Genomic DNA, 17,239 nt, shown 5'->3' on the forward strand with positions numbered 1-17,239 from the left:
CACCGTGAGGGTCGTCATGAGAATCGTCTTCGATATAGGTGGCTCTGTTCTCGTTCCCGAAGACCCGGACGTCGAGTTCATCAAGGCGATAGCATACGAACTCATCAAGATAAGCGAGGACCACGAGGTGGCGGTGGTAGTCGGCGGTGGAAAGGTAGCGCGCAAATACATCAAGGCCGCGAAGACCTTCACGCCCAACGAGACCTTCAAGGACTACATAGGAATCCACATCACGAGGGCGAACGCAATGCTCCTGATAGCGGCGCTCGGCGAGAAGGCGTATCCCTTCGTAATCCAGGACTTCCGCAAGGCCTGGGAGGTCATCCAGCTCAAGAAGATACCGATAATGGGCGGAACCCATCCCGGCCACACGACAGACGCGGTCTCGGCTCTCCTCGCCGAGTACCTTCAGGCCGACCTTCTCGTCGTCGTAACCAACGTTGATGGAGTCTACGACTCCGACCCGAGGAAGAATCCAAACGCGAGGAAGCTCGACAGGATAACCCCTGAACAGCTCGTCGAGATTGCGATGGAGGCCGAGAGTAAAGCCGGTGGAAGCGGTGTCGTCGATGCATTGGCGGCGAAGTTCATCCAGCGCGGACGGATAAGGACGTACATCGTCGGCAAGAAGGACGCCTATCACCTCTTCGATGTCGTGAGAGGAAAGCACAGCGGAACTGTGGTGGAGCCTTAATTCCGCAACCCTTATATATTTTGTCCGACTATTGTCCTACGGTGATTGCATGTCCTCAACGGACAAGGTGTCGGTCCGCTTTCCTTCAGGCCTGATGAGGCAGATTGACGAGCTCGTCGAAAAGGGCGAGTTCTCAAGCCGGAGCGAGCTCATCAAGGAAGCCGTGAGGTTCTTTCTGCTCCACTACGAATCCCCCGAAGAGCTGTGGGAGACATACAAGCTCCTCGCAAGGGAGCGGAGGATTCCGCAGGAGGAAGAAATTGAAAAGCTCCTAGAGGAAGTGGACGAGGAATGGAAGCGCGCAAGGTCGTCTTAGACACCAACGTCGTCATAACGGCCGCGATAAACCCCTTCGGAAGTTCAGGAAAGGTTATGGATTTGATTGTTGGGAAGAAGGTCGTCTCCTACACTTCCGAGGCAATACTTGAGGAGCTACGCTTTAAGCTGACGAGTGAGAAGGTTCTAAAATACCTTGAGAGCAGGGTTTATGCCCTCTGGATTTATAGAGTTTTTCGAGCCTCGTCCATCGTTGTGAATCCGAGGGTGCGGTTTGAGGTCTCCCCCGACTCCGAGGACAACAAGTTCTTTGACGTGGTTTATTCCGCCAAGGCCGACTTCTTGATAAGCCTCGATAAAAAGCACGTGCTGAAGCTGAGGGACGAGAACGGGAGATTCGCCCTGAAAGGTCATGAGTTTCTGATTCTAACGCCGGCAGAGTTCCTTGAGGTCGTTGGAAGGCATGACAACCCGTAAATGGATGTTCTGACGGAAAACCTTGACGTTTGTCTCCTCCCTGGCGCATTCTTTTTGAAAAGGCAACTTCCTTTCCAAAGCCAACTTTTTATACCTCCGCGCCCTTCTCAAGCTGGTGGTGCTGATGAAAATCGTCGTTATCGGTTCTGGGACTGCGGGAAGCAACTTCGCCCTCTTCATGAGGAAGCTCGACAGGAAGGCGGAGATAGTTGTCATCGGGAAGGAAGGCACGATGCAGTACTCCCCCTGCGCCCTGCCCCACGTCATCAGCGGGACGATAGAGAAGCCCGAGGACGTCATCGTCTTCCCGAACGAGTTCTACGAGAGGCAAAAGATAGAGCTCATGCTCAACACCGAAGCAAAGGCAATAGACCGCGAGAGGAAGGTTGTAATCACTGACAAGGGCGAGGTTCCCTACGACAAGCTCGTTCTGGCAGTTGGCTCTAAAGCGTTTATCCCGCCGATAAAGGGCGTTGAGAACGAGGGAGTGTTCACCCTCAAGAGCCTCGACGACGTGAGAAGGATTAAAGCTTACATCGCCGATAGGAAGCCGAAGAAAGCGGTAGTCATCGGCGCGGGTCTAATCGGCCTCGAGGGGGCTGAGGCCTTCGCGAAGCTCGGCATAGAAGTTCTCGTCGTCGAGCTTATGGACAGGCTAATGCCGACGATGCTCGATAAAGATACCGCGAAGCTCGTCCAGAAGGAGATGGAAGCGAACGGCGTCTCCTTCCGCTTCGGCGTTGGGGTTAGCGAGATAATCGGCAGTCCCGTTGAGGCGGTTAGGATAGGCGACGAGGAAGTTCCGGCCGAGCTGGTTCTCGTCGCTACAGGCGTTAGGGCCAACACAGACCTCGCCAAAGAAGCCGGGCTGGAGGTGAACAGGGGAATAGTGGTCAACGAGCACCTCCAGACGAGCGACCCGGACATCTACGCGATAGGCGACTGCGCCGAGGTAATCGACGCGGTAACCGGCGAGAGAACGCTTAGCCAGCTCGGAACTTCGGCAGTTAGAATGGCGAAGGTGGCAGCGGAGCACATAGCAGGGAAGGACGTCTCCTTCAGGCCCGTCTTCAACACGGCCATAACCGAGCTCTTCGGCCTTGAGATAGGGACCTTTGGCATCACAGAGGAGAGGGCGAAGAAAGAGGGAATCGAAGTAGCGGTCGGCAAGTTCAAGGGCTCAACGAAGCCCGAGTACTACCCCGGCGGGAAGCCGATAACGGTGAAGCTGATTTTCAGGAAGTCGGACAGGAAGCTCGTCGGCGCGCAGATAGTCGGTGGTGAGAGGGTTTGGGGCAGGATAATGACACTCTCTGCCCTGGCTCAGAAAGGAGCGACCGTTGAGGACGTAGTTTACCTTGAGACTGCCTATGCCCCGCCGATAAGCCCGACGATAGACCCGATTACCGTTGCCGGGGAGATGGCGCTGAGGAAGCTCAGGTGAGGCTTTTCTCTTCTTTATCTTCCGGCTGGAATATCAACAAGAGTTAAGTGCCCCCGCAACAACTTGGGTTTTAGGTGATGGGTATGAAAGTAAGGGAAAGGGATAAACTACTGCTCGGTCTTGGAACTGGGGTGCTACTTGCCTCGTCCCTCAGGGTCTTTGTGGCAGGTGCCTATGCGAGCCTTGAGAAGACGTTCTTCTACGGGATGAAGTTTCCCTCGGGCCTTGGGATTTTGCTGTTCCTCTTCGCGGCGCTGCTCGTCGGCAGGCTTAGCAGGAAGTCTGGGGCTGTAATAATGGCCGCCTACGCCCTTGCCCTTCTGGCGACTGACGCCACCGAGTACGTCCATCTCATAGCAGCCTTTGCCCTTCCCGTTTCCTTGGCCCTCGTCAAGGAGCTGGACGTCAAGTACCTCGCGATGGGACTCGTTGCGGACCTTTCACTCCGCGTGCTTGCCGTCGGTGCCGAGCCAGCGGACTTCCCATACACGAGGGTTCTCCTCGTGCTGTTCATCCTCCTCGGCGCCTTCGCCCTCTGGAAGGAACCGGGAACGCTCAAGAGGCCGGGCTTTGGTCTCTATGCCTTTGCGGCGCTCCTTGAGCTTGGGCTGATATACCCCAACGCAGTGATGCGCTACTCGGGAATGACGGTCTATTACCTCCCGGAGTTCGTCGGCTTCTCTCTGCTCATAGCCCTGGCGATACTGCTCGGCCCGTACCTCGCGAGAAAGCCGACGGTCGCGATGGCGCTCCTGATAATCGGCTCAGCGACGCTCTTCCTCAAGCCACTCTCGCTGGTGGGTCTTCCCCTCGCCCTTGCATCGACCATTGCCCTCGTTGAGAACTCCAAGGGTAGCAGGGGAGGTATTATCGGAGCCGTTTACCTGTTCCTCGTCGCCACGCTCGCCCTCGGGGCCTACGTCGGCAGGGACATAGGCCTGCCCTTCATGGAGGACAGGCTTGAGGTCCTCATTCTGGTTGTCTCCGTCATCTACGCCCTAAGCGCTTACGGGAAGAGCGCCGAGATAAGCCTCCCAAGCGTAAAGGAGATTGCCGGCCCGCTCCTAGGCGTGGTGATGGCCTCGATTGTGGTCATGGCGCTTTTCCACGCGGGGCCGACCTATATGGGGGCAAAGAAGGACGTTCTCGTGTGGACTTACAACGTCCATCAGGGATTCGGGCCGTACGATGGAACCTTCAACGGCTACGAGCTGGTGAACCTCCTGGCCGAGCAGAAACCGGATATCTGGTTCGCCCAGGAGGTCGTCGGGGGAATGATAGGAAACGGCTACCAGGACGTCCCGCTCTTCGTATCAGCCCATCTCGGCTACGCCTACGAGTACAAGCCAGCCGTTGAAGGCACCTATGGAATAGCGGTCTTCTCCCACTGGCACATGAAGACGGAAAGCGAACTCAACCTTCCGAGCGTGGGAGAGGCGAGGCCCGCCCAGAAGGTCTCCATCGAGGAGCTGGGGATAACTGTGGTGAACGTTCACATGGGACTCAGCGAGGAAGAGCGCGCCATGCAGGCGGAGGAATTGCTTAAGTTCGCCGAGGCCTCGCCGGTGGCCCAGGTGATAGCGGGCGATACCAACGCCGAGCCGAACGAGAGGGCGATAGAGATACTCACCCGCGACTACCGCGACGCCTTTCCCGAGAGGCCGCCCTACACCTTCCTCTGGGAGCGCAACGGCGTGGTCGATAAGGAGAACATCGACTACATACTGCTCAAGAACGACTGGCCGGCTGAAGTGAAGGACGACGGCTGCCTCTGCGACGTCCTCGTGTCCGACCACAGGCCGGTGTGGGCGGTCATCGAACTTCCGTGAGGTTTTTATCTTTCCCTCCCACCTTTCTCCATGCCGCAGAGGGTCAAGGTAAGCAAGCTCATGGCATACATTCTCAGACATTCGCCGGGGGAGTTCGGGTTGAAACCGGACAGGGAGGGCTTCGTCCCGCTGGACGAGCTCGTTAGGGCACTTCAAACCGTCTATCCCGACGTTACAGAGGAGCTCGTTAGGGAGATAGTCGAGAGGGACGCGAAGGGGCGCTACGAGATTAGAGACGGAAAAATCCGCGCCCGCTACGGCCACAGCTTCAAAGTTAAACTCGACCACGAGGAGGACACCGAGTCGAGGGTTCTCTACCACGGAACGCCGAGGAGGAACCTAACGAGAATTATGCGCGAGGGGTTGAAGCCGATGAGGAGGCAGTTCGTCCACCTCAGCACGAGCAGAGAGGAGGCGATAGAAACGGGTAGAAGGCACGGAAAGGATGTTGTTCTGCTCATTATAGATGCAGACTGCCTGAGGAGGAAGGGACTAAAAATCTACAAAGCCGGAAAGAACGTGAGGATAGTTGAGAAGGTCCCGCCCGAGTGCATCACCCTGGCAGTCTGAGGGCCAAAACGAATGCCAGCCCGAGGGGAACCAGCGTGCTCATGAAGTTCAGCTGGAAGCTTATTCCTGATAGGTAGCCCCCAATCAAGGGCCCGACGACCCAGCCGAGGCTCATCATGGCGTTTAACAAACCCATTCCCTGTGCCCTCTCTCTCACGCTAACGTTCTGCGCCACGTAGGCCGAGGTCGAGTTTATTGTCAGGACCCACTTAACGCCCGAGAGGAATGCTATTCCAAAGACCAGCCAGACGTTTCTAACGACGGCGTAGAGCAGGAAAGCTAAGCCGTAGCCCGCTATTGCAATCAAGTAGAACTTCTTGGCTCCATACCTGTCTATCAGCTTTCCCAGGAAGTAGCCAGTCAAAGCAGCGGCGAGGCTCTCGATGCCGAAGATTACGCCAACGCTCCACTCGCCGAAGGTCTCCTTGAAGTAAACGGAGGAAACGCCGTAGAACTGCCCGCTCGCTATCATAACGAGGAAGACCGTGACGTAGAAAAGCCCGAGGTGTCCGCGCATAAGCTTCCTGAAGGCCGAGCCCTTAACGGTTGCCCTCCAGCTCTCCCTACCCTCCTGCACGAGAATCATGCCGAGGATGGAACGCCTCCCCGTCGGGCGCTCGCGTATTAGGAGAACTATCCAAGCCGAGACGAATAGGAGAAAGCCGGAAATCAGGAAGAGCTTCCTGATGCCAAAATAGCGAACTATTGCGGAGCCGAGGAAGTTGCCCACCATGAAGCCTGCGTTTTCGATTGAGTTGAAGAGGCCGAATATCGAGCCCGCTCTCGTCGAGAGCTCTGAAATCAGCGCGGAGTGAGCCGGCATCATGGCCGAGCCAAAAATCCCCTGGAGTGTTCTGAGGATTAAGACGCCCGTTGCGGAGCCAACGAAGGCCATTGCAACGTAGAATAGGCCTGTAGAGGCCACGCCGAAGGCTATGAAGCCCTTCCTGTTGCCGGTCGAGTCGGAGAGCCAGCCGAAGGGGTACTGGAAGACCGTCGAGGTCAGGTTGAAGGCGACGCTTAGAAGTCCGACCATGAACATACTCGCGCCGAGGAGGCGCATGTAGACGCCGAGGTAGGGGAAGGCCATTCCGAAGGCGACGTTGGCGATGAACATGGAAACTGCCAGTACAATGATATTCCTGCGCTTGACCTTTGTTACCGTGACCTTTGCCCTCTTCTCGTGGAGGCCCTGTGTTATTCTGGTAGTCTTTCTCATGGTATGCTGGTCTCAACGTTTAGATTTAAATCTTTTTGGTTAGTTTGGTTTGATTTTCAAACTTACTACTGCTATTTATGACTAAAACCAAACCTATCTTTTTTGTATTACGTTCCATACCGTGTGTAACTCAGTTGAAGATTTTTCGTTTTCACAGTATTGGCAAACGGCACTTTATGTTATCTTTTTTGCCCAGATTATCCCCATATTTGGGGAGGTTACCCGCAATTTTGAGGAGATTCTAACTCAGCACGAAAACACTTATAATGTTCTGAGTGTTCATTGTGGTACTGGAATGATGGGATATGATCCCCGGACCATTAAGATTAGACAAAGGTGATCGAAGAATGAAGAGGGTTGTTATGTTGTTTGCCTTGGTGCTCGTTGGCCTCATGATGGGTACCACAGCAGCAGCACCGGCTCCCGCAGTTAACACTGGGTATTACGGTGACAAGGACTACGGTCTCCTGACTCCGTCGCTCTTCAAGAAGATCCAGCATATGGGGATTAATCAGGAGATAGAGACGATAATAATGTTCGACAGTCAGGCCGAGAAGGAGAGGGCCGTTAGGGCCCTGAAGAGCCTTGGCGTTGAAATAAAGTACAACTACCACATAATCCCGGCATTGGCCGTTAAGATGAAGACCAAGGATCTTCTCCTAATCTCCGGCCTCGCTAGGGGCGGCTTCTTTGGAAGCGTTCACGTTTCGGGAATTCAATTCATCCAGGAGGACTACAAGGTTAAGGTCGCCGTCGAAACCGAGGGCCTCGACGAGTCCGCCGCCCAGGTTATGGCCACCAACATGTGGAACCTCGGCTACGATGGCTCGGGAATAACCATCGCCATCATAGACACCGGTATCGACGCCTCCCACCCCGACCTTCAGGGCAAGGTCATCGGCTGGAAGGACTTCGTCAACGGAAAGACGAGCCCCTATGACGACCAGGGTCACGGAACCCACGTCGCCAGTATAGCGGCCGGAACCGGTGCCGCAAGCAACGGAAAGTATAAAGGAATGGCCCCTGGAGCGAAGCTCGTCGGCATCAAGGTTCTCGGTGCCGACGGTTCAGGAAGCATCTCCGACATTATTGAGGGTGTTGACTGGGCCGTCCAGAACAAGGACAAGTACGGGATAAAGGTCATCAACCTTTCACTCGGCTCAAGCCAGAGCTCCGACGGTACCGACTCCCTCAGCCAGGCCGTTAACAACGCCTGGGACGCTGGAATAGTCGTCTGTGTCGCCGCTGGAAACAGCGGGCCCGACAAGTACACCGTTGGCTCCCCTGCCGCGGCCAGCAAGGTCATAACCGTCGGTGCCGTTGACAAGTACGACACGATAACCGACTTCTCCAGCAGGGGCCCGACCGCGGACGGAAGGCTCAAGCCCGAGGTCGTCGCTCCTGGCAACTGGATTATCGCCGCGCGCGCCAGCGGAACCAAGCTCACCGACGTCACCATCGGCGACTACTACGTTGCCGCCCCAGGAACTTCGATGGCCACCCCGCACGTCGCTGGAATCTCTGCCCTCATCCTTCAGGCCCACCCGAGCTGGAGCCCGGATCAGGTTAAGAAGGCCCTCATTGAGACGGCTGACATAGTCAAGCCCGACGAGATTGCTGACATCGCCTACGGTGCGGGTAGGGTCAACGCCTACAAGGCTGCCCACTACGATAGCTACGCCAAGCTCACCTTCACCGGCTACGTTGCCGACAAGGGAACCGAGACTCACGAGTTCACAATCAGCGGTGCCTCATTCGTAACCGCGACCCTCTACTGGGACAACGCCAAGAGCGACATCGACCTCTACCTTTACGACCCGAACGGCAACCAGGTGGACTACTCCTACACTGCCTACTACGGCTTCGAAAAGGTCGGCTACTACAACCCGAGCGCTGGAACCTGGACGATAAAGGTCGTCAGCTACAGCGGTTCGGCCAACTACCAGGTTGACGTCGTCAGTGACGGCTCCCTCGGCCAGCCGGGTAGCGGTGGCGACAATGGAGGTGACAACGGTGGAACCGAGCCCGCTCCCGAGCCAGAACCCCAGCCGACCGTCGATGAGAAGACCTTCACCGGAAGCGTCAGCTACCACGACTACAACGTCCACCAGATGACCGTCAACAGCGGTGCCACCAAGATAACCGGCGACCTCGTTGGCCACAGCTACGACGACCTCGACCTCTACCTCTACGACAACAACCAGAACCTCGTGGACCGCTCCGAGAACTACGGCTCAAGCGAGCACGTCGAGTACAGCAACCCCGCTCCGGGAACCTGGTACTTTGTCGTCTACGCATACTACACCTACTACTGGACGGCCAGCTACCAGCTTGACGCGAAGGTCTACTACGGCTGACAAACTTTTTATTCCCTTTTCCTCTTCTTCCTGAGGTGATCGTGATGAAATACAAGGTTTTAGCGGTCACTCTGACCTTTCTGTTCCTCCTTTCGTTACCCCTGACTTCTGCATCCACAGTGGAAAAACCCTACGTTTACGTTCCAACGGTTCCAGAAACCTCGCTGGCGGTCATCGCGTTATACCGGGCCGGCGATTATGCTCCAGTGCTCGAGGGTTGCGAATGGTTGATGGCGATAAAGACGCCCTTTGATTCGTGGGGTAGAGTTTACGGAGCGGAACACGAGGCGAAGTTCACGGGCTTGGCTTTAATGGCCCTGATACGGGGTGAAAGCATCGCCCGGGGGAGGTATACAGAAACCATAAACGGCGCGGCCTACTGGCTCATGTTCAAACAGAAGCCCGACGGCTCGTGGGAGGATTACCTCGGTACTGCCATAGCGGTCGCCGCCCTCGAAGAGTTCATCAACAGTAAATACGTCGATCCAAACATGCCCCGGTTGAGGGATCAGGCAAAAAAGGCCGTTGAGAGGGGTAGGGCTTGGCTGTCCCTCCACAGGCCGAAAACCGACGCCGAATTCGCCTTTGGTGCGATTGCGCTCAGGAATCGCGATCTGGCCGAGGAGATGAACGAGACCGCCTTCAAGTACTTTGCACTCTCCTACCTTGGATCCCATCCCGAGGTGCCCTCCAACTATTCACCGAAGGGCCCCCTTGAAACCGCGCTGCTGCTCTACGCAACGGGGGACGAGAGATACCTGAAAGAACTCCTGAGTATGGAGCACTTCGGCTTCTGGGGAACCCTCCGCTACAATCCGGTTGAGCTCCTCGAGGCCTCTTACGTCAGCGGGTTCAGTGAGATGAGGGAGATCGCCTGCCCCTATCTGGAGCAGATTCGGCCCCAACTGAGGTTTGAGTGGGAGAGGGTTGTCTACGCCAAGTACTTTCTCTCCTGCGGTATGGATGTTGAGCTCCCCAATGAGAGTGCTTACTCCTCACTAAAACCCTGGCAGATAGCGGAGATAGCGAGGATAAAGGCAATCCTGGGGAAACCGTATACCCGGGAAGTCGATTACCTACTGAACCACAGAAACGGCACTGGATGGGGGGACTTCTACAACACCGAGTACGTGGTTTGGGTGCTCCACGATCTGAACGTTACCCTCGACTACTCTCCAATACTGGATTCTCTGGAAATGGAACTTACGAACACATCTCCCACTTACTACTACGCCTACGCACTCATTGTCTTCAAGGAATTCGGACGCGAGAATGCCCTCAACAGAACCCTTGAGATACTCGCGGAACGTGAGAGCCCTGAAGGTGGCTGGGGGTACGCCCCGGGAGCTCCCGCGGGAATAAAGTCGACCTCAACAGTTCTGTGGGGGCTCGAGGAGGCAGGCCTCTTCAACACCTATCTTCATAGGAAGGGATGGAACTTCCTCAAGCGGGCCCTCTACGTCAAGATCCCCGTGCCTGAGAGGAGTAACGGGGCTTTGAGTGTAGAGAACGCGACCCTGCTTAAGATCAGAAACGGTGAATACGCTGGAAACGCGAGCTCCACTGTGGAGATGGACTCGCTCGATGGGGTCGTTTACATCTACACGTCGAAGAACCCCCTCGCTGTAGGGGCCATTCCCGTGAGTGGTTTCAAGGCGGAGAGTCCTTGGCGGAGTGAAAAGAGGCAGTACCTGATCCTGGTAGCAATTGTGGCTGCCTTGGGTCTTTCATTTTATGGGATCGTACTCTTTGAGAGGGGGAGAAGAGAGGGAAGGCAATGATTTCCCCTTCAATTTTTTGATCCAGCGCTTTATAAAAGACTCCAGAAAAGCTTCCTCAAACTCTAATTTTCTCCCATCGATGTACGCCCGGTATATTTTCACGGCATCGCCCTCTCCAAGTTCTTGTAGCGTGTGCAGTACGTCTCCTTTCAAAAGAGTGGAGCCGTTCAGAAAGGCCACCAACCTCGCAGCCTCCCCCGCAAGGATGTGGAGCATCTTTCTGTTCCCCTTAAAGCGCTTCAGGTTCTTGAGAGTATCCTCTAGTCTTCGGGAGATGATTTCTTCCAGAGGGTATTCAGGCAACAGGTCAATCACGTCCTCCCCGAGCAGGACTATGTGATGTTCTCTGAAATCCCTTTGATAAACCGTCAGGAACTTGTAAGGATAGCCAGAGTTAAGGGGGTCTCTAAGGTTCGAGAGCCATTCCCAAGCGATGTCAACTTCCACTGGATTGAGGTATGAGGAGCACTCCTTGAGAACTGGTGTTATTTTTTCCAGGACTAATTCGGGATCGGTCTCATCTTCGAGAACTGCGAAGAAGTCAACGTCGCTTGTTCTGGGGAGGAAATCCCCCCTAACTAAGGAGCCGTACAGAATGAGGGAATGGAGGCCGGTGACCCGGCCTATCCTCTTTCGAATGCACTCCGCGAGGGGTTTAACTCTCATGTTGTCGAGGCTTCCTCGTCGTTATAAAGTTCGTCTCCAACGGTTATTTCGTCCTCAAAGCCCTTCGAGCCTTCGAGTGTCTGAATCCTGAACATGTAGCTCTTGTACCAGTTGTAGGAGGGCTTAACCTTCACGGGCAGGAGCCTCCACGCCCTCGTTTCCTCCACGTAGCCCCAGTTGACGTACTCGTTGAAGTTCCTGATGATGTCGGTTATAACGACGCCGAACTCGTTGAGGAGCAGCCTCTGAATCTCGCGCCATTTGTCGAGGGAGCTCTCCCTTCTCGTTATACCGAAGTAGCCGGCGCAACCCGGGCCTTTGAGCGTGGCTATTCCCCTGCCGACGAAAGCCCTTATGGCCTCTACTGTCTCGGGCGGGTCGGTTATGAAGGTGTCGAACTTGTGGAGCGCGTAGTCCGGCAGGGGCTTTCTGAGGTCAAAGGTAAATATCTCGATGCTCTCATAACCGATTTCATCGGCAACCTTCTCGATGAACCTTATCAGCCTCTCGTCGATGTCGAGGACCGCTATCCTCTTGGGCAGACCGCTGAGCATAAGGGCCACGCTGGTCAGATCGTCGTCGCCCAAAACGAAGACCTCCTTGTTCTCGAGGTCACCCCTCGTGTGCATCAGGGCTATCCTGGCCACCGTTGTCTCGGGGGTGACGTAGGCCTGATCAAACTGGTGAACCGGCTCGGGCCTGTCCTTGACCATTTCCTTGAACTCTGCTAAAAGGTCCCCGAATGCGTCCAGCTCAACAGTCCTGCCGGCGCAGTGAGAGCAGGTGTAGTCCGCCCTTGCCCCTATCCCGTACTTCTCCACCAGTCGCTTCCCGCTCTCGGTGAGGATGACTTCACCGTCCTTAAACGTCACGTAACCGAGCTCGTGAAGGGTAGTGACGACCGCAACGACAAGCGGAAGTGGTTCTTCGCTGAGATCAACAACCCTCCAGACGTCACCGCTCGCCTGAATCGCCGACAGAACGTTCTCTATCGTCCTCTCGTAGACAGGGATGCTCGTCTTCTTCTTAACCCTCTCAACTATCTCCTTCATTTCCAATCCCTCCAGAAGGATTTTTGGTTCGTGAACGGGGTTGGTAAGGGCCTCTTTTAAGGTTTTCCCGAGGGCTTTTAAAGGGAACCTCCCAACGTTCCCCCATGATCGTTCCCGCTGGAGATCCCGTCAAGCGCTACCGCCTCCGCTACAACCTCGATGCACTGGAGAGGGTGAGGGAAGCAATAGGTGAGAGCGCCTATTCCAGGCTGAGGGGGCTCCTCCTCTTCCGCCTCGAAGGGAGTGACTTTGAAAAAACCCCAACGGGCGTTAGAGTGGCCCTAGCCTTTTCAGCCGGCTCGGACAGCACGGCAACGCTGAAAATCCTCCGCTGGGCGGGCTTTGAGGTCGTTCCAATAACTGCAAAGCTTCCCCAGATGGACGAGAGAACACTCCAAAAGGTCCGCTCCGAGAACTCGATCTTCGTAGTAGTACCACGTTACGAGGAGACAATGAGGGAACTCATCGAAAAGGGAGCACCAATCTGCGGTCGCTGTCATTCAATGGTCATGGAAGCCGTTGAGAGAAAGGCGAGGGAGCTTGGCGTGAGAATTCTCGCGACGGGGGATATGCTTAGCTCGGGCCTGGTTTCGATTTACGAGAAGGACGGCCTGGTTATCCTCAACTTTCCGGCATTCCTCGCCCTCGACAAGGGCGAGATTATCGAGGTAATCGGCGGGGAGTATAAGTTAAGCTTTGGCTGTCCTCTCCTGTGGGAGCTCTTTAAGCGGGCACCTTCGACCAAGCGTTTGGCCCTCCAGAGGGTTCTGAGGGAGACGCGGGCGAGGGCCTTAAGCTCTGAAATGGCCGTTGAGCTGATGAGGGACGTTCTCCTCCGTTAGTTCCCAACTTTGGCCCAAAAGGTTTAAATGTGTAGTTCTTAAGTTGGAGCGGTGGTGATTATGGTCACGAAGGAAGAGGTTGAAAAGGTCGTCAAATCGGTCGTTGACGAGAAGTTCATCCGCTCAATAGAGGTGGATGAAAAGGGGAACGTCACGGTCACACTCGCCCGGGACACGCCCGACATAGACAACGTCCTCATAAAGCTCCACTCCGAGCTCGGAAAACTCGAAGGAATCGGGCTGATAACCATCAACCGTGAGAGGGAAGTGAAGGAAGCTGGAAACGTCAAGATAACCGAGGAGATGATACTTGAGAAGCTCAAGGAGGTCATCGATCCCGAGATTGGAATAGACGTCGTCAACCTCGGCCTCATCTACGAGGTGAAGGTCAACCCCGACAACACCGTTTATGTCAAGATGACGATGACAACTCCGGGCTGTCCGCTCACTATGTGGATTCTCAGGGCCGTTGAGGACAAAATCCTCGAGATTCCGGGCGTTAAAGATGCCGAGATTGAACTCACCTTTGACCCTCCCTGGACGCCCGACAGGATAAGCCCGGAGTACAAGAAGAAACTTGGGCTGTATTGACCAGTTTCGTCTTTTTCTGTTCATTTTAGTCCTTCTTCGGGCGTTGAAAGTTAATTTGTTTCAAACCGTCGGTTTTTGGAACGAAAAGTTTATATTCGTCAAGACGCACTTATCGGCGGTGATGTCCCATGGCGTGGAAGGTTAGTGTTGATGTCGACACCTGCATTGGTGATGCCATCTGTGCAAGCCTCTGCCCGGACGTCTTCGAGATGGGAGACGACGGAAAGGCTCACCCAATCGTTGAGGTTACCGACCTCGAGTGCGCCCAGGAGGCCGCTGAGGCCTGTCCAGTCGGCGCCATAACCCTTGAAGAGGTCTGAGGGCCTTTTCTTTTTGATTCCTAGTATTTTTAAATGACGAGCCCTGATGGAGTGTTCAAGTGAAGAGTAGCAGTAGCGGGCTCAGAATACTAAAGCCCTTCCTGATGAAGCAGGGTATTAGTAAGTATTAAAAATCAAGATAGAGTCATTATTTCTTCTTAGGAATCAAGGAGGAGAGTAACATTAAGAGTAGAAAAATTCCTAGACCACAAATAGAGTTTTCAGAGGTATCCTTTGTGGAGCCATCCAACTTGTTAGTATTTTCCCTCGTTGTAACAGATCCCTTTATTTTTGTGTTAGTTGTTTTGATGGTATTTTTGATTATCTGAGGTTGTGCAATTATAGACACATTCCAGAGATAGAAGTCAGTTTTTATGAGTGACCCACTCGTAACTCCTGCCCCCAAGACAGCAGTGCCACTGGAGGAATATACATAAAATAGCCATATATACTCATGCCTCTCCTCCAATGGTATTGTATAATTGATTTCTATTGTCCTATTAATCGTCTGATTAACAGAATAAAATCCAGTTACGAGACTGTAAGCAAAGGTAATCCACCTGAATGCAGATGTTATTGAGCTAGCTATCTCTTTAGCCATTTCTTCCCCATAAATTTGTGCAAAGTTCTTTTCAACCGTTTTCTGGAGCAATTCTTTTTTGATATCCTTTAAAACATCGTTCCTTACGTCTTTCAATGTTTCTTCCCAAATGTCCTCTGGGTAAGCAATGCTAATTAAAGGTGTAATGTTCTCGTAGATTATCTCTCTAGTGTTTAGATCCCTCACACTGGTTACAATGTACAACTCACCGTCACTCGCCCCTTCCCCTGCAAGCACGCCTCCTTTAAAACCAAGTATTGTCGCTATGGTGTTAATATCGAGTACAGCCTTAAAAGAATAATTATCAGTTTTGGGAGCCTTAAACTTATCTCCCATCATGCACAATCCTGAGGCGAATGCCTTTCCCCCATATACTGCCTTGCTCATGACTACTATACTTCCACCACCATTGTAATTTTTCCTTTTGACTGAAGCATTGCAATCTTTTACAATCCATCCCTTATAACATGCTGAACTATTGAGGAAAAATAAGTAGGGAGGTGTGAACACTATTTTCACATCAGTTGAATTAAACTCGGCAAAAGGTTGCCAATCAAGCTGATCTGTGAGAACATATTTATCGCGATATAGGGTATAAAGCAAAACACGCACTTTGTAAGAGCCGATTTTAGGTGGAATAAACATAGAAGGCATTAGGAATGGCTTTTCTACTTGTTTTATCAAAATCCCTGTAGTCTCCACGACGTGATCCCAAGGAGGAGTTTCGTCATGATCTACAATTACCCTCAATCGTATCCTTTTCACTGTATCCCCTGGATTTTTCACCATTGGAATTGGCTTTGTGGAGACATTAGGATAATCGGGGTATTTTGTTACTCCAGTTATAAATGGCTCATTTCTGAAAAAGTCAATCCTATCTAGCGTTTTTGACACTGTAAAGTTCAAAGCACCCCAGAATTCTCTCTTTTTCGTGGTGGGGATATTATAAACTTCCATTTGATAATCTCCCAGAGGCAATTCGGTGACAATTTCCTTATAATTACCTCTTGTATACTCTGTGGATATATTAGCTATAATCCGCGAGTGCTTATCATTCCATATTATTACCTCAAATACACCCCCACGCGGGCTTAAGGGTTGTGAAAAGGCATTATGTATAAATATTCGGATTTGTGTCTTCGTTAATGAGGGCGATGTTTCTGTGGGGGTGGATGACATTTCAAAGACCCTCACGTTATCGTAAAATACCTCCTGAGCTGGCCACGCACTCGTTAGAGCTATCCCCTGGATATCTTCGGTATTCCAATCATCTTTGGGTAGCTTTACATTGTCAGCTTTTAGGACACCGTTTATCCACACACTAATTGTTTTTGTGTCCTTATTTATTATGGCTTTAATATGATACCACTTCTTAGGTTCCCAGCTACCGAGAACAATGTCTCCCCCATCGGTTTTGATGTATATTATGGCATTTGAGTGATCAAACAAAACACTCCAGTATTGGCCCCAACTCTTACAATCGGAGCAAACAAAACCTGGGTGATCCACATATCCCTCTCCTTTACTTTTGAACAAAATATCAAACTCAAATCCGATTATTGTGGCTGAAGAGCTGAATTTTTTCATTACTACGGCTGACCATCCAGTGGTCCCTAGTAGTCTAAATGATTTCCTCCCGCTTTTACTGTATTTGTCTGATACATACTGTTGTTCTTTTCCAGCTCCAATATAAAGGACTTCCCAACCTCCACTCGAAGGAAACTGCCCCACAGAATAGCTCTCAAAATCATCAAAGAAGAGTGTTTGCTCTAGGAATTTGGACTCACTGGCATTCTGGTTTTCCTGGGTAGTCGGTAGTTTCTTTAGGAGAATGTAATCATAAGCCGTTCGTCCTATCCATGAAGAATACATTCCCACGATAATCAATTGGGACTGGGCAGTATCTGTCTCTTCATATGTTGTGATTAGTTGGCCATCGAAGTACATGTACAGTGTATTCCCCTCTTTCTTTAGAGTGAATCTGTGCCATTCATTCATTTTTGGATTGTAGCCTGGGATTCTGTATATTTTCTTTCCGTCTCTTGAGAACACAAACTCGTGATAGTACCCGTCTCCCCACCAGGCATAAGTGTGCTTTTCCGTTTTGGCGACCACGTGAAGTGACCCATAACTACGATCTATCCACCTGCCTTTAGATTCGACAATCCAGTTGTATATTCCGGAAGGGATTTTTGAATACAAAACATAAGTACCGACGGTTCCATCATTATCGAGAATAACCTCCCCCTCTCTCAGGAATGTGTGGTCTTCCCGTCCAATATTCCATCCTGCTTCTTTCATTTCTTCGAGAGAATCATATGAAAAGTCATCTCTCCATGTATTCGAGCTTGTGTCTTCAGCTCTGACAATTGTTCCTCCAAGAGGGCACAATGGGAGGAATAACATGAATATCAACAGAACGGTAAATAATCCTTTTTTCATAAATCCCGCCTCCCACACCTCCTCAATAGATAGTTTGACATAACATTGAACTAAGATGATTTAAATTTTTCTATATCT

Annotated in this window: 15 protein-coding genes; 11 read left to right on the plus strand and 4 right to left on the minus strand. The window is 52.5% G+C overall.

From position 1 onward, the window contains the following. The first annotated feature begins 16 nt into the window (after positions 1-16). From pyrH to TGAM_RS01865, 6 genes are all read left to right on the plus strand, one after another. A complete protein-coding gene (gene pyrH, locus TGAM_RS01840; RefSeq protein WP_015857981.1) occupies positions 17-694 on the plus strand; it encodes a UMP kinase in 678 nt (225 codons plus the stop codon). A gap of 31 nt (positions 695-725) precedes the next feature. After that, complete coding sequence (locus TGAM_RS01845) at positions 726-1,010, plus strand: ribbon-helix-helix domain-containing protein (RefSeq protein WP_015857982.1); 285 nt, start codon at positions 726-728, stop codon at positions 1,008-1,010. Further along, positions 986-1,447: a putative toxin-antitoxin system toxin component, PIN family gene (locus TGAM_RS01850; RefSeq protein ID WP_015857983.1), complete on the plus strand. Its 462-nt coding sequence runs from the start codon at positions 986-988 to the stop codon at positions 1,445-1,447. Before TGAM_RS01845 ends, TGAM_RS01850 begins: the two co-directional genes overlap by 25 nt. A gap of 124 nt (positions 1,448-1,571) precedes the next feature. Continuing rightward, positions 1,572-2,891 carry an NAD(P)/FAD-dependent oxidoreductase gene (locus TGAM_RS01855; RefSeq protein WP_015857984.1) on the plus strand — a complete coding sequence of 440 codons (1,320 nt, stop codon included), beginning with the start codon at positions 1,572-1,574 and terminating at the stop codon, positions 2,889-2,891. Positions 2,892-2,974: 83 nt separating this feature from the next. Continuing rightward, entirely contained in the window at positions 2,975-4,720 is a 1,746-nt protein-coding gene (locus TGAM_RS01860; RefSeq protein ID WP_048811011.1) for an endonuclease/exonuclease/phosphatase family protein, read from the plus strand. 30 nt (positions 4,721-4,750) lie between these two features. Beyond that, positions 4,751-5,290, plus strand: a complete 540-nt coding sequence (locus TGAM_RS01865; RefSeq protein ID WP_015857986.1) for an RNA 2'-phosphotransferase — start codon at positions 4,751-4,753, stop codon at positions 5,288-5,290. Here the strand turns inward: TGAM_RS01865 and TGAM_RS01870 are convergent. After that, positions 5,274-6,509 (minus strand): MFS transporter, encoded by a 1,236-nt coding sequence (locus TGAM_RS01870; protein WP_015857987.1) that lies wholly within the window; start codon positions 6,507-6,509, stop codon positions 5,274-5,276. The two genes, TGAM_RS01865 and TGAM_RS01870, sit on opposite strands and share 17 nt — an antisense overlap. A gap of 347 nt (positions 6,510-6,856) precedes the next feature. Here TGAM_RS01870 and TGAM_RS01875 point away from each other — a divergent pair, with 347 nt between their 5' ends. Further along, the gene (locus tag TGAM_RS01875) at positions 6,857-8,866 is read left to right on the plus strand and encodes a S8 family serine peptidase (protein WP_015857988.1); all 2,010 of its coding nucleotides are present in this window, start codon (positions 6,857-6,859) and stop codon (positions 8,864-8,866) included. A gap of 44 nt (positions 8,867-8,910) precedes the next feature. Next, entirely contained in the window at positions 8,911-10,647 is a 1,737-nt protein-coding gene (locus tag TGAM_RS01880) for a prenyltransferase/squalene oxidase repeat-containing protein (RefSeq protein ID WP_048811012.1), read from the plus strand. On the opposite strand, the gene TGAM_RS01885 is transcribed toward TGAM_RS01880, so the two are convergent. Both TGAM_RS01885 and bpsA read right to left on the minus strand, forming a co-directional pair. Further along, a complete protein-coding gene (locus tag TGAM_RS01885) occupies positions 10,594-11,313 on the minus strand; it encodes a nucleotidyltransferase domain-containing protein (protein ID WP_015857990.1) in 720 nt (239 codons plus the stop codon). The genes TGAM_RS01880 and TGAM_RS01885 overlap by 54 nt on opposite strands. After that, positions 11,310-12,365 (minus strand): N(4)-bis(aminopropyl)spermidine synthase, encoded by a 1,056-nt coding sequence (gene bpsA, locus TGAM_RS01890; protein ID WP_015857991.1) that lies wholly within the window; start codon positions 12,363-12,365, stop codon positions 11,310-11,312. The genes TGAM_RS01885 and bpsA overlap by 4 nt, the downstream gene beginning before the upstream one ends. Positions 12,366-12,469: 104 nt before the next feature. Between bpsA and TGAM_RS01895 the strand changes: the two genes are divergently transcribed. The 3 genes from TGAM_RS01895 to TGAM_RS01905 all read left to right on the plus strand — a co-directional run bounded on the left by TGAM_RS01895 (position 12,470) and on the right by TGAM_RS01905 (position 14,118). Beyond that, positions 12,470-13,207 carry a PP-loop ATPase MJ1638-related gene (locus TGAM_RS01895; protein ID WP_015857992.1) on the plus strand — a complete coding sequence of 246 codons (738 nt, stop codon included), beginning with the start codon at positions 12,470-12,472 and terminating at the stop codon, positions 13,205-13,207. A gap of 60 nt (positions 13,208-13,267) precedes the next feature. Next, on the plus strand, positions 13,268-13,798 hold the full coding sequence (locus tag TGAM_RS01900) for a metal-sulfur cluster assembly factor (protein WP_015857993.1): 531 nt from the start codon (positions 13,268-13,270) through the stop codon (positions 13,796-13,798). 128 nt (positions 13,799-13,926) lie between these two features. After that, entirely contained in the window at positions 13,927-14,118 is a 192-nt protein-coding gene (locus TGAM_RS01905; RefSeq protein ID WP_015857994.1) for a ferredoxin, read from the plus strand. A gap of 148 nt (positions 14,119-14,266) precedes the next feature. On the opposite strand, the gene TGAM_RS01910 is transcribed toward TGAM_RS01905, so the two are convergent. Beyond that, on the minus strand, positions 14,267-17,179 hold the full coding sequence (locus TGAM_RS01910) for a hypothetical protein (protein WP_015857995.1): 2,913 nt from the start codon (positions 17,177-17,179) through the stop codon (positions 14,267-14,269). Positions 17,180-17,239: the final 60 nt, after the last annotated feature.

The sequence above is a fragment of the Thermococcus gammatolerans EJ3 genome, from assembly GCF_000022365.1.
Classification (GTDB): domain Archaea; phylum Methanobacteriota_B; class Thermococci; order Thermococcales; family Thermococcaceae; genus Thermococcus; species Thermococcus gammatolerans.